The following is a 13,356-nucleotide window of genomic DNA, read 5'->3' as shown; positions in this document are numbered from 1 at the left end:
CGCGCGCCCGCGGCGCCCCGCCGTACCGGCCGGCCCGTACGCGTGCGGCGGCGCCCGCCGGACGTCGTGGCGTTGGCCACAGACCGCCCCGGACCCGGCCCCGCCGACGGCCGCCGCCACGGCCCGTCCGGCCCGTCGGCGCTGGTCAGCGACGTACGGACGCGCCGGCCCGGAGTCGGACGGACCGCGTCCACGCGTGTCCACTATCCGGACGTGGGTGTCCTCCCAGCAGGCCGGGTCTGGTTTACTGACCGCATGACCACGACGAGCTGCCGCATCCCTGCGACCGAGGCGACGATGACGCCCGGTGCTCGTTGTCTGTGTCCTACGCGTCCTACGCGTCGAATGTGCGCCTTCTAGAGGGCCCCCGCACCACCTGAGCCTCGCGCCCCGAAGCGAGAGCCCGCTCATGTCCGCGCCCGCGTCGGTCCGTCCGGCGTACGCGGCCGAGCCCGTCCCCGCCGCCCACAGCGGCGCGGGAACGCCCCCAGCGCGCGCACGTCTCCCCTTCCGCCCCCGGCTCATCCACGGGAAGCGCGCCGCGCGACGGCTGCACCCGACCATGAACGCCGTGCCCGGCGCCCACGACGCGCCGCGCACTCGACAGTGACGGAAACCCACGTGATCACCACATCGGGCCTCACCAAGGTCTACCGCTCGCGCGGCCGCGAGGTCACCGCCCTCGACGGCGTCGACCTGCACGTCCGCGAGGGCGAGGTGTTCGGCGTCATCGGCCAGTCCGGCGCCGGCAAGTCCTCCCTCATCCGCTGCGTCAACCTGCTGGAGCGTCCCACCTCCGGCACGGTCACCGTCGCCGGCCGCGACCTCACCGCGCTCGCCGGCCGGGGCCCGCGCGCCGGCCGGGAGCTGCGGCAGGCCCGCAGCCGGATCGGCATGGTCTTCCAGCACTTCAACCTGCTCTCCTCGCGCACCGTGCGCGACAACGTCGAGCTGCCCCTGGAGATCCTCGGCGCCTCGGGCCGGGAACGCTCCCGCCGGGCGCTCGAACTGCTCGACCTGGTGGGCCTGGCCGACAAGGCCGGCGCCTACCCCGCCCAGCTCTCCGGCGGCCAGAAGCAGCGCGTCGGCATCGCCCGCGCCCTGGCCGGCGACCCCAAGGTGCTGCTCTCCGACGAGGCCACCAGCGCCCTCGACCCGGAGACCACCCGCTCCATCCTCCAGCTGCTGCGCGACCTGAACCGGCAGCTCGGACTGACCGTCCTGCTCATCACGCACGAGATGGACGTCGTGAAGTCGATCTGCGACTCGGCGGCGCTCATGGAAAAGGGCCGCATCGTGGAATCCGGCACGGTCAGCGAACTCCTCGCCACCCCCGGCTCGCAGCTGGCGGCCGCGCTCTTCCCGGTCGGCGGCGACGCCACCGGCGAGGACCGCACCGTCGTGGACGTCACCTTCCACGGCGAGGCCGCCACCCAGCCGGTCATCTCCCAGCTGGCCCGCACCTACAACATCGACATCTCGATCCTCGGCGCGGCCATCGACACCGTCGGCGGCCTCCAGGTCGGCCGGATGCGCATCGAGCTGCCCGGCCGCTACGAGGACAACGTCGTGCCCATCGGCTTCCTGCGCGAGCAGGGCCTCCAGATCGACGTCGTCGACGGCGGCGGCCACGCCGCCGACGCCCCGGCGGACCGTGCCCTGCTGGTGAAGGAGGGCGCCAAGTGAGCTGGTCCGAGATGCAGCCGCTGCTGTCCCAGGCCTGTTGGGACACCCTCTACATGGTCGGCTGGTCCACCCTCATAGCCGTCGTCGCCGGCCTCCCGCTCGGCGTCCTGCTGGTCCTCACCGACCGCGGCGGCCTGCTCCAGAACGTCGTCGCCAACAAGGTCATCGGCCAGCTGGTGAACGTCGCCCGCTCGATGCCGTTCATCATCCTCATGGTCGCCCTGATGACCTTCACCCGCTGGGTGACCGGCACGACGATCGGCCGGGACGCCGCCATCGTGCCGCTGGCCATCGGCGCCATCCCGTTCTTCGCCCGGCTGGTCGAGACGGCCGTGCGCGAGGTCGACGGCGGACTCGTCGAGGCCGTGCAGTCGATGGGCGGCAACACCTGGACCATCGTGCGCAAGGTCCTCGTACCCGAGTCGCTGCCCTCGCTGATCGCCGGCACCACCACCACGATCGTCGCCCTCATCGGCTACTCCGCCATGGCCGGCACGGTCGGCGCCGGCGGCCTCGGCGACATCGCCATCCGCTACGGCTACCAGCGCTTCGAGACCCAGCTGATGTGGATCACGGTGGCGATCCTCGCCGTGGTCATCTCCGTCATCCAGTTCGCCGGCGACTTCGCGGCCCGCGCCCTGCACCGGCGCGGCGGCCGCGGCGGTCCGGGCCCCAGGCTGCGGCTGCTGAAGGCCGAGGAGCCCGCGGCGGCCGACGTGACCCGGGCCGCCGCCCCCGGTGACACGCCTCCCGGCGACGCCGCCCCGGCCGACGTGAGCAAGGTCGCCTGAGACCCGCGCCGCGCCCCCCGCCGCGACACCCCCCAGACCCCCCGTTCACCCAAGACGGGGCGCACCACCCCTAGGAAAGGCACTTTTCGTGCGTAACACCGCCAAGATCACCACCGCCGTCCTGGCCGCCGGAGCCCTCACCTTCGGGCTCTCCGCCTGCGGCGGGTCCGACTCCGACGCCGGCAAGGCCGATCCGAACGCCACGCTGACGGTCGCCGCCACGCCCACCCCGCAGGGCGAGATCCTCACCTACGTGAAGGACCACCTGGCCGCGAAGGCCGGCCTCAAGCTGGAGGTCAAGGAGTTCACGGACTACGTGACCCCCAACACGGCCGTCCAGCAGGGCCAGGTCGACGCCAACTACTTCCAGCACAAGCCGTACCTCGACGACTTCAACAAGAAGAACGGCACGGACATCGTCCCGGTGCCCGGCGCCGATGTTCACCTGGAGCCGCTCGGTGTCTACTCCAAGAGCCTCAAGAAGCTCACGGACCTGAAGAAGGGCGCCACCGTCGCCCTGCCCAACGACACCACCAACGAGGCCCGCGCGCTGAAGCTGCTGGAGGCCAACGGCGTCATCCAGCTGAAGGCGGGCGCCGGCTACGACGCCACCCCCAAGGACGTCACCGGCAACCCCAAGGACCTGAAGTTCAAGGAGTTGGAGGCGGCCCAGCTGCCGCGCTCGCTCGGTGACGTCGACGCCGCGGTGATCAACGGCAACTACGCCCTGGAGGCCAAGCTCAGCCCGGCCAAGGACGCCCTGGCCGCCGAGTCCGCCAAGGGCAACCCGTACGCCAACTTCCTCGCCGTGAAGAAGGGCAACGAGAAGGACCCGCGGGTGGTCAAGCTCGCCAAGCTGCTGACCTCGCCCGAGGTGAAGAAGTTCATCGAGGACAAGTATGACGGCGCGGTCGTGCCCGCGTTCTGATCCGCACCCGGCGCGCCCGCGCGCCGAGCCGCGCACGCGGCACCGCACACGGGGTCCTTCCCACGCCGTCCGGACGGCGGGGAGGACCCCGTGGTGCGCCCGGGCGCCGCGATGCTGCATGCTGGGCAGTTCAGCAGGCCCTGACGGAATTTCCGAAGGTTACGGAGCGGCGCATGACGAGCACCTTCCCCAACATCTCCATCAGCACGGAGCGGTTGGTGCTGCGTCCCCTCGACGACGACGACGCCCCCGCCCTGGCCGAGATGATGAACGACGAACAGGTCGCCGCCTGGACCGACGTCCCCCAGCCCTTCGGCGAGGACCGCGCCCGCATCTGGATCAGGGAGCACGCGCCCGCCGAGCGCGCGGCCGGCCGCGGCCTCGACCTCGCGGTCACCGAGTTCCTCACCCAGCGCCTGGTCGGCATAGTCCAGCTGGGCCGGACCGACTGGCACATACGCTCGACCGAGCTGTCGTACGTCATCGCCCCCTGGGCCCGCGGCGAGGGCTACGCCTCCGAAGCCGCCCTGGCCACCGCCCAATGGCTGTTCCGCGACCAGAAGTTCGAGCGCCTCGAACTGCGCACCGCCGCCGACAACGCCGCCTCCCAGCAGGTCGCCCAGAAGATCGGCTGCATCAGCGAGGGCGTCCTGCGCAACGCCTGCATCGCCCATGTGCGCGCCGAGGACGGCGCCTGGACCGACGTGCGCACCGACTTCATCGTGTGGAGCCTGCTGCCCGAGGACCTGGACGGCGCCGACGGGGAACTCGCCGACACCGGCGGTTTCACCTCGTTCGCCGACTGGAACTGACGGGACGGACCGTTCGGCGGTACGGCCCCGTCGCGCGGCCCGCGGCCGCACCGGGTAATCTCACGGAGCCCGCCCGCGGGCGCCCCCTGACGACCAGCGACATCCCTGGAGACTGACGACGATGGCCGACCGGGTCACGGTGATCGGCTGGGACGGTTCGCCGCTGACCGACGCGGCACGCGGCGCACTGGGCGCCGCCACCCTCGTCGCGGGCGCGGCCCACCACCTGGCACTGCCCGAGGTGCCGCCCACCGCCGAGCGCATCCGCCTCGGCAGCGTCGGCCTCGCCGCCCGCCGCATCGCCGGCCACCGGGGCACCGCCGTGGTCCTCGCCGACGGCGACCCCGCCTTCTTCGGCGTCGTACGCACCCTGCGCGCCCCCGAGTTCGGCCTGGAGGTCGAGGTCGTCCCCGCCGTCTCCTCGGTGGCCGCCGCCTTCGCCCGCGCCGGAATGCCCTGGGACGACGCCCAGGTGGTCGTCGCCCACAAACGCACCCTGCGCCGCGCGGTGAACGTCTGCCGCGCCCACACCAAGGTCGCCGTGCTGACCGCGCCCGGCGCCGGACCCGCCGAACTGGGCCTGCTCCTGGACGGCGTCCACCGCACCTTCGTCATCTGCGAGGAACTCGGCACCGACCGCGAACAGGTCACCGTCGTCACCTCCGACAAGGCCGCCGACCACACCTGGCGCGACCCGAACGTCGTCATCGTCATCGGCGGCGGGTCCGGCGCCGCCGAGGACGGCGGCTGGATCGCCGGCCGCGACCCGGCGGCGGGACCGCGCGGCTGGACCCAGCCCGCCGAGACCTACGGCGGCGTACTGGGCGAGGGAGAAACGGATCTGCTCCGCGCCGCCCAACTCGCCCGGCTCGGCCCGCGCGTCGGCGACCTGGTCTGGGACATCGGCTGCGGCAGCGGCGCGTTCACCGCCGAGGCCGCCCGGGCCGGCGCCGCCGTCATCGCCGTCGACCGCGACCCCGGGGCCTGCGCCCGCGCCGAGGCCGCCGCCCGCCGCTTCGGCGTCCAGGCACAGGTGGTGCTCGGCGACGCCCCGCACATCCTGGAGAACCTGCCGGAACCCGACGTCGTACGCGTCGGCGGCGGGGGAGCGGCCGTCGTGGACGCGGTCGCCGACCGGCGCCCGCAGCGCATCGTCACGCACGCCGCCACCCGCGACGCCGCCGAACTCATCGGCCGCGAGCTGACCGAGCACGGCTACCGCGTCGAGTGCGCCCTCCTCCAGTCCGTCGCACTCGACACCCGCGCCTGGACCGAGACCGAGCGGAGCGTCGCGTTCCTGCTCACCGGGGAACTCGGCCGCGACGAGTCCCCTCGCTGAGCGGCCGCCGCCGGGCGACGGACGAGGCCATAGGACCACGCCCCGTGATCGGCTTGTCGTACCGCGCGCGGTAGGCTGGCCGATCGTTGTACCGCGCTGGGTGGTCCGGAGATTCGTTCGTCAATGTCCGGAAAACCCGCCCGTTGTACGAGGGGTGTGGTACGGCGGAACCGGAGGACGCGCAACGTGGCGCAGTCCACAGCGAGCCGCGGCGGATCACGCTGTCGCGGCGGCCGGACGACCGCGACAATGCCACTCAATGGCTTTGTCGCCTTTTTTGGGCGGGTCGTTCGTGCCGCCGGGCACGCACGCTCGTTCTTCACTGCGGGGCGGTCGGTGCGCCGCTCCCGGTGAGCTGGTCGTAGAGGCACTAACCGATGGGCGAGGGGTACGCATGACCGACACCGGCCAGATCCCGGGCGAGGGGCTGCCGGAGAGCGCAGGGATGGTGGAGCAGCCGGGCGTCCCCGCGCACGGCGTGTACACCTACCTCTCCGAGTCTCCCGCCGAGGACGAAGACCTGCTGCTCCCGGGCTCCCACGGCGCGTGGGGCAACGAAGTGCCCCCGCCCGCCCCCGAGCCGGTCGTCGAGACCGTCCACCAGCCCGGCCCGCACGAGCTGTCGGGCCGCGACAGCGGTTCCGTCGACCTGAGCGGCGTCCTGCACCCCGACCCGATGGCCGCGCCGCCGGCCGCGGCGACGCCCCCGCGCCGTCCGCTGCACCTCGGCCCGCCGATCCCCGACGCCTCCGCGAGCCCGGTGCGGTCGCTGGCCGACCGGGGCCCCGCCGAGGTGCCGGCCCGGCCGTCCGGGCAGCCCGCCCCCGGCCTCGAGTACCTGGACGCCCAGCACGGGCGCGAGGCGGCTGTGCAGGCCGCCGCCCCCTGGGGCGCGCAGGCCGCGCAGCCGGGCGTGACGGCTCCCGCCGCGCCCCAGGCCGACGCCCCGGAGCCGGCGGTGGAACAGGCCGTGGAGCAGGCGGCCCCGGCCGCGGAGTCGGTGGACGCCGCCCAGGCCGCCGTGGCCCGCCTCACCGCCCAGGCGGGCGCCCCCGCCGCCGTAGCCCCCGCCCAGGAAGACGTTCCCGCCGTCGCCCCCGCCGCGGAGGCCGCCGCCCCGGCCGACACGGCGACCGCGCGGCCCGAGGCCGCCCAGCCGTCCCCGGCTGCGGAGACGCCGGACCCGGCGCCGCAGGCCGTGGCCGCCCCGGCGGCCGGTCAGGCGCCGGAGGCCGCCCCGGCCGTCGTTCCGGCCGAGCAGAGCCCGCAGACCGCGCCCGCGCCGGAGGCCGAGACCGAGGCCGTGGGCGACTCCGCCCAGGCCGAGCCCGTCGCCGAAGCGGCCGAGGAGAGCGAGGGGGAGGACGGCCCCGCGACCGAGGCGGCCGCCGTCCCGCAGGTTCCCCCGGCCCCGGCTCAGGAGGCGCTGGAGGCGCGGCTTCCGCAGGGCGCGCAGCGGTCGCCCACGACCGCTGCCGAGGGCGTACCGGCCGTGGACGGCGTCCCGGCCGCCGAGGCCGTCGACATCCCGGAGGCCGCCGTGCCCGCCGAGACGGCCGCTGCCCCCGAGACGGCCGCTGTCCCCGAGGCCACCGCCGGTGTCCCCGAGACGGTCGTCGCTGAGGCCGCTCAGGCGCCGGGCGCCGTCGCGGCACCGGCCGCCGCCCCTGAGCAGGTCGCCGTTCCGGACCAGAACACCGCCGCCGCCCCGGAGCAGGCGGCCGTTCCGGAACAGAGCACCGTCGCCGCCGAGTCGCTTGCCGTCCCTGAGCCGGCCGCCGTCCCCGAACAGTCGGTCGCTCCGGAACCGCCCCTCGCCGCCGGCCAGGCCGCCCCCGCGCCGCAGGCCCCCGCCCCCGAGCCGGCCCCGGCCGCCGAGGACGCCCCCGCAGCGGAGGAGCCGACCGCACCCGCGCCGCCCGTCGCCCCCGAACAGGCCCCCGAGGCCCCGCAGACGGCGGAAGCGGCGGTAGCGGCGGAAGCGGTCCCCGTGACCGCGCCCGACGCCGCCCAGCCGCAGGCGCGGCAACCCGTCGCGGCGCCCGAGGCCGCCCCCGCCCCGGAGCCCGAGGCATCCGCCGTCACCGACGCGCCCCGGACACCGGCCGGCGTCGGCGTCACCGCGCCCGTCGAGGCGGCCGAGCGGATCGAGCCCGCGTCGCCCCAGGCGGCGCCGACCGCGGAAACCGCCCCGCAGGACGCCGCGCCCGCAGCCGCCCCGACCCCCGAGGCCCCCGCGGTCGAGGCGCCCACCTCCGAGGCCCCCGCCGCCGCCGAGGCGGCCGAACCCGAGCCCACGCCCCCGGCGACCGGCACCCCCGAGCCCGCCGAGGCCCCCACGGACGCCGCACCCGCCCCGGCCCGGGCCCCCGCAGACGCCGCACCCGCCCCGGCGGAGGAAGCCCAGCCTCTCGCGTCCGCCCCCACCGAGGCCCCCACGGAAGCCACCCCCGCCGAGGACGCGCACCCCGCCGTCCCCGCCCAGCCCCGGACGGCCCCCGCGCCCGAGCAGACGCCCCAACCTGCCGACGCCGCAGCCGAGTTCGCCGCCCCGGCGGCCGCAGCGGCCGAAACACCGCAGACCGCCCAGCCCGAGACCGAACCCGAGGCCCAGGCCCAGCCCCAGGCCCAGCCCGCGTCCGACTCCCAGCCCGAGTCCCCGGCCCAGCCCGCCCCCCAGCCCCAGGAACCGCCCGCGGCCGTCGCGGAGAGCGAGCCGGCAGACGGCGCCCCTCTCCCCGAGGCCCCCGCGCTCCCCGAGGCCCCCGCGCTCCCCGAAGCCTCCGCGCTTCCCGAGGCCCCGGTGCTCCCCGAGGTCCCCGCGCAGCACCGCCCCGACCTCCCCGTGGGCCACTTCGTCCCGGTCGAGGGCTCGGCCCCCCGCACCCCGCGGCAGCCCCCGGCCGCCGAGCCGCACGACGTACCGGCGCGGCAGCCCGCCGCCCCGCACGCCGAGGCCGAGCCACTGCTCACGGTTCCCGCCCCCCGCGACGGCGACAGCGTGCCCGCCACGCCCGGCGAGGGGCCCGCGTTCCGGGTGGTCCAGCACACGGACGACCCGGACGCCCGGGCCGCCGGGCAAGAGGAACACCAGGCAGAGCACCAGGCACAGCACCAGGAAGAGAGCACGGCCGCAGTGGCAGAAGCACGGCAGTCCACCGGCCCGGCCGCGCCCGGCTACGACGAGGCCGAGCGCGAGGCCGTGCTCCGGGTGATGCGCGAGCGCCGCGACATCCGCAACGGCTTCCGCGACGACCCGATCCCGCACGAGGTGCTGCTGCGCGTGCTGGAGGCGGCGCACACCGCGCCGTCCGTCGGGCACTCCCAGCCCTGGGACTTCGTCGTCATCCGCTCCGCCGAGACCCGCCGCACCATGCACGAACTCGCCGAGCGGCAGCGCGACGCCTACGCCAGATCGCTGCCGAAGGGCCGGGCCAAGCAGTTCAAGGCGCTGAAGATCGAGGCCATCCTCGAAACCCCGGTGAACATCGTCGTCACCGCCGACCCGACCCGCGGCGGCCGGCACACCCTCGGCCGGCACACCCAGCCGCAGATGGCGCCGTACTCCGCCGCCCTCGCGGTCGAGAACCTCTGGCTCGCCGCCCGCGCCGAAGGGCTCGGCGTCGGCTGGGTCAGCTTCTTCGACGAGCGCGAGATGGTCCGCGCCCTCGGCCTGCCCGAGCACCTGGAGGTCATCGCCTACCTGTGCGTCGGCTACGTCGACGAGTTCCCGGACGAGCCCGAGCTGATGCAGGCCGGCTGGGCCAAGCGTCGCCCGCTGTCCTGGGTCGTGCACGAGGAGACGTACGGCCGCCGCGCCCTGCCCGGCGAGGACCCGCACGACCTGCTCGCCGAGACCGTCGCCGGGATCAGGCCGCTGGACGCCAAGGCGCTTGGCGAGGCGTGGGAGCGGCAGAAGCGGATGACCAAGCCGGCCGGCGCGCTCGGCATGCTGGAGATCATCTCCGCGCAGCTGTCCGGGCTGTCCCGGCAGTGCCCGCCGCCGATCCCGGAGCCCGCGGCCGTCGCGATCTTCGCCGGCGACCACGGCGTGCACGCCCAGGGCGTCACCCCGTGGCCGCAGGAGGTCACCGCCCAGATGGTGGCCAACTTCCTGGGCGGGGGAGCGGTCTGCAACGCCTTCGCGACCCAGGTCGGCGCCGAGGTCTGCGTCGTGGACGTCGGCGTCATCGCCGACCTCCCGGCCAGCCCCGGCCTGCTGCCCCGCAAGATCCGCGGCGGCACCTCCGACATGACCGCCGGCCCCGCGATGACCCGCGAGGAGGCCAAGAAGGCCATCGAGGTCGGCATCGAGACCGCCCGCGACCTGGTGGCGGCCGGCAACAAGGCGCTGCTCACCGGCGAGATGGGCATCGCGAACACCACCGCGTCCGCCGCCCTCATCTCCGTCTACACCGGCGCCGACCCCGCCGAGGTAACCGGCCGGGGCACCGGCATCAACGACGAGACGCTGGCCCGCAAAACCGAGGTCGTCCGCCGCGCCCTGGAACTGCACCAGCCGGACCCGGCCGACCCCATCGGCGTGCTCGCCGCGGTCGGCGGCTTCGAGCACGCCGCCATGGTCGGCCTGCTCCTCGGCGGCGCCTCGCTGCGTACGCCGGTGATCCTGGACGGCGTCAGCGCCGGCGCTGCCGCCCTGGTCGCCCGCGCCATCGCCCCCGAGGTGCTGGCCGCCTGCATCGCGGGCCACCGCAGCGCCGAGCCTGGACACGTGGCCGCCCTCAACAAGCTCGGGCTGCGCCCCCTGGTCGACCTCGACCTGCGCCTGGGCGAGGGCACCGGCGCGCTGCTCGCCCTGCCGCTGGTGCAGAGCACGGCGCGCGCCATGCACGAGGTGGCGACGTTCGACTCGGCGGGCGTCACCGAGAAGTAGCCGAACGCCGGCCCGGGCCGGGGGGCGCACTCCTGCGCGCACCCCCGGCCCGGCCGTACGCTGAAGCCACGTCTAGAATCCGCACGTCAGGGCCGCTCCGGAGCCGTAGCGCCCCAGCCCCCCCTGATTCCCTTGCTTCCTTTGCTTCCCCCGCTTCTACCGCTGCCCGGCGCCGCCCCGCCGAGGCCGCCCGGACGAGGAGCCGCTCTCCCATGGCCGAACACCCCGCCTACCCCGTAGGCCTCCGACTGACCGGCCGCCGCGTGGTCGTCCTCGGCGGCGGTCAGGTCGCCCAGCGCCGGCTGCCCGCGCTGATCGCGGCCGGCGCGGACATCGTGCTGGTGTCGCCGCGGGCGACCCCGTCGGTGGAGGCGATGGCGGACGCGGGCGAGATCGCCTGGCGGCGGCGCCCGTACCGGGACGGCGACCTCGCGGACGCCTGGTACGCGCTGATCGCCACCAGCGACCACGACGCGAACACCCGCGCCTCCGCCGAGGCGGCGGCCCACCGCGTGTGGTGCGTGCGCTCCGACGACGCCGACGCGGCGACCGCCTGGACCCCGGCCACCGGCCACAGCGAGGGCGTCACGGTCGCCGTGCTCACCACCGACGCGCGCGGCCGGGACCCCCGGCACACCGCCGCCGTCCGGGACGCGGTCGTCGAGGGCCTGCGCGACGGCACCCTCGTCGCCCCCCACCACCGCACCCGCACCCCGGGCGTCGCCCTGGTCGGCGGCGGCCCCGGCGACCCCGACCTGATCACCGTGCGCGGCCGGCGGCTGCTCGCCGAGGCCGACGTCGTCATCGCCGACCGGCTCGGCCCGCGCGACCTGCTCGCCGAACTCCCCCCGCACGTCGAGGTGATCGACGCGGCGAAGATCCCCTACGGGCGGTACATGGCCCAGGAGGCCATCAACAACGCGCTCATCGAGCACGCCAAGCAGGGCAGGTCGGTGGTCCGCCTCAAGGGCGGCGACCCCTACGTCTTCGGCCGCGGCATGGAGGAGCTCCAGGCGCTCGCCGAGGCCGGCATCCCCTGCACCGTCGTCCCCGGCATCTCCAGCTCCATCTCGGTCCCGGGCGCGGCCGGCATCCCGGTCACCCACCGCGGGGTGGCGCACGAGTTCACCGTGGTCAGCGGGCACGTGGCCCCGGACGACGAGCGCTCCCTGGTCGACTGGCCGAGCCTGGCCAGGCTCACCGGCACCCTGGTGATCCTGATGGGCGTCGACAAGATAGGCCGGATCGCCGAGACGCTCGTGGCGCACGGCAAGTCCCCCGACACCCCGGTCGCCCTGGTCCAGGAGGGCACGACGGCCGCCCAGCGCCGCGTCGACGCCACCCTCGCCACCGTCGCCGAGACCGTGCGCGCCCAGGACGTGAGGCCGCCCGCCGTCATCGTCGTCGGCCCGGTCGTCGCGGTGGGCCCGCCCGCCGCCGAATGACCCGCCCCCGCCCCGCGCCCGTCGCACCGCAACCAGGACAAGGCAGCAACACCCCCGTGGCCGATCTCATCACCGTGGACGACCCCGCCGACCCGCGTCTGCACGACTACACCGACCTGACCGACGTCGAGCTGCGCCGCCGCCGCGAACCCGCCGAGGGCCTGTTCATCGCCGAGGGCGAGAAGGTCATCCGCCGGGCCCGCGAGGCCGGCTACGAGACCCGGTCGATGCTGCTGTCCGCCAAGTGGGTCGACACCATGCGCGACGTCATCGACGACCTGACGGCCCCGGTCTACGTCGCCGACCCCGCGGTAGCCGAGCAGGTCACCGGCTACCACGTGCACCGCGGCGCGCTCGCCGCCATGCGGCGCAAGCCGCTGCCCGCCGCCGCCGAGGTCCTGCGCACCGCCCGCCGGGTCGCGGTCATGGAGTCGGTCAACGACCACACCAACATCGGCGCGATCTTCCGGTCGGCCGCCGCCCTCGGCATGGACGCCGTGCTGCTCTCCCCGGACTGCGCCGACCCGCTCTACCGCCGCAGCGTCAAGGTCTCCATGGGCGCCGTCTTCTCCGTGCCGTACGCCCGCCTCGACGCCTGGCCGGGCGACCTGGAGCCGGTCCGCGCGGCCGGCTTCACGCTCCTCGCCCTCACCCCGCACGAGAAGGCCGAGCCGCTGGACGAGGCCGCCCCGCACCGGATGGACCGGGTCGCCCTGATGCTGGGCGCCGAGGGCACCGGCCTGTCCCCGCGCGCCCTGTCGGCCGCCGACCGGTGGGTCCGCATCCCCATGTCCCACGGCGTCGACTCCCTCAACGTCGGCGCGGCGGCCGCGGTCGCCTTCTACGCGGTGACCGCGGGCCGCCCGACGGCGTAGCCGGGAACCGCGGGGCACGCGGCCGGGGTACGCACATGTGCGGGCTGCGGGCTGCGGGCTGCGGGCTGTGGGCCGTCGGCCGCGGCCCGGTCCTCGGCGCGCGCACCCGCGACCTGGGTGGCGCACCCCGGCCATCGGCACGAGTCCCGGGGGCCGCACCGCGTCGCGGCCGCGAGCGCACGACGGGGCCGGTCCCTGTCCTGAAGCCGGGCGGTCGGCCGCGTCGCCGGACCGGTTACCGGCCCTCGGTGGGACGGACCCCGGGGGCCGCCGCCCGCAGGGCCGGGGCCGCCGCCACATGACCGGTGTCCGTCACCGCGCCGCCGTCGCCGCCCAGGCCGCGTGAGGGCCCCTGACAGCCCTGCGCCACCGCGATGCCGAGGGCGACCAGGAGCGTCACCACCACGAACACGAACAGCCGCTGCCGCAGCAGCCGGGGATTGGCCGGCCGCCGGCCGGTGGAGGTGTTGCGCGGCCGCGGCCGGGTGCCGCCGGCCCGCGGGGCCGGACGGCAGCCGCCGCTCGGCCGGGAACCGCCGCGGGAGGCCGGGATCGGCCGGCCACCCCCGCTCCGGGCGCGCGGCGT

General features: G+C 75.8%; 8 protein-coding genes and 1 pseudogene. 8 read left to right on the top strand and 1 reads right to left on the bottom strand.

The window, feature by feature from the left end; all coding sequences use genetic code 11:
• Positions 1–621 precede the first annotated feature (621 nt).
• The 8 genes from ABEB07_RS21495 (at position 622) to ABEB07_RS21460 (ending at position 12,770) form a co-directional block, all read left to right on the top strand.
• Positions 622–1,686, top strand: a complete 1,065-nt coding sequence (locus ABEB07_RS21495; RefSeq protein ID WP_345669859.1) for a methionine ABC transporter ATP-binding protein — start codon at positions 622–624, stop codon at positions 1,684–1,686.
• On the top strand, positions 1,683–2,477 hold the full coding sequence (locus ABEB07_RS21490) for a methionine ABC transporter permease (RefSeq protein ID WP_345669858.1): 795 nt from the start codon (positions 1,683–1,685) through the stop codon (positions 2,475–2,477). The genes ABEB07_RS21495 and ABEB07_RS21490 overlap by 4 nt, the downstream gene beginning before the upstream one ends.
• Positions 2,478–2,565: 88 nt before the next feature.
• Complete coding sequence (locus ABEB07_RS21485) at positions 2,566–3,405, top strand: MetQ/NlpA family ABC transporter substrate-binding protein (protein ID WP_345669857.1); 840 nt, start codon at positions 2,566–2,568, stop codon at positions 3,403–3,405.
• Between the two features lie 173 nt (positions 3,406–3,578).
• Positions 3,579–4,217 carry a GNAT family N-acetyltransferase gene (locus tag ABEB07_RS21480; RefSeq protein WP_176148275.1) on the top strand — a complete coding sequence of 213 codons (639 nt, stop codon included), beginning with the start codon at positions 3,579–3,581 and terminating at the stop codon, positions 4,215–4,217.
• A 121-nt stretch (positions 4,218–4,338) separates the two neighbouring features.
• The gene (cbiE, locus tag ABEB07_RS21475) at positions 4,339–5,556 is read left to right on the top strand and encodes a precorrin-6y C5,15-methyltransferase (decarboxylating) subunit CbiE (RefSeq protein ID WP_345669856.1); all 1,218 of its coding nucleotides are present in this window, start codon (positions 4,339–4,341) and stop codon (positions 5,554–5,556) included.
• Positions 5,557–5,950: 394 nt separating this feature from the next.
• Entirely contained in the window at positions 5,951–10,450 is a 4,500-nt protein-coding gene (cobT, locus tag ABEB07_RS21470; protein ID WP_345669855.1) for a nicotinate-nucleotide--dimethylbenzimidazole phosphoribosyltransferase, read from the top strand.
• Between the two features lie 212 nt (positions 10,451–10,662).
• Positions 10,663–11,895: a uroporphyrinogen-III C-methyltransferase gene (cobA, locus tag ABEB07_RS21465; RefSeq protein WP_176148272.1), complete on the top strand. Its 1,233-nt coding sequence runs from the start codon at positions 10,663–10,665 to the stop codon at positions 11,893–11,895.
• A gap of 56 nt (positions 11,896–11,951) precedes the next feature.
• A complete protein-coding gene (locus ABEB07_RS21460) occupies positions 11,952–12,770 on the top strand; it encodes a TrmH family RNA methyltransferase (protein ID WP_345669854.1) in 819 nt (272 codons plus the stop codon).
• Between the two features lie 235 nt (positions 12,771–13,005).
• On the opposite strand, the pseudogene ABEB07_RS21455 reads toward ABEB07_RS21460, so the two are convergent.
• Positions 13,006–13,356, bottom strand: a pseudogene (locus ABEB07_RS21455) (serine/threonine protein kinase); the annotation flags it as partial.

Origin of the sequence: Streptomyces similanensis, from assembly GCF_039543625.1 — a bacterium.
Lineage (GTDB): Bacteria > Actinomycetota > Actinomycetes > Streptomycetales > Streptomycetaceae > Streptomyces > Streptomyces similanensis.
The sequence above is the reverse complement of the archived record's forward strand: the minus strand, read 5'-3'. Positions and strand labels throughout refer to the sequence as shown.

What these genes read in the sequence shown, in the direction of transcription:
- cbiE (WP_345669856.1), top strand. Translation starts at nt 4,339, where the DNA reads ATGGCCGACCGGGTCACGGTGATCGGCTGGGACGGTTCGCCGCTGACC.
- ABEB07_RS21480 (WP_176148275.1), top strand. Translation starts at nt 3,579, where the DNA reads ATGACGAGCACCTTCCCCAACATCTCCATCAGCACGGAGCGGTTGGTG.
- cobA (WP_176148272.1), top strand. Translation starts at nt 10,663, where the DNA reads ATGGCCGAACACCCCGCCTACCCCGTAGGCCTCCGACTGACCGGCCGC.
- cobT (WP_345669855.1), top strand. Translation starts at nt 5,951, where the DNA reads ATGACCGACACCGGCCAGATCCCGGGCGAGGGGCTGCCGGAGAGCGCA.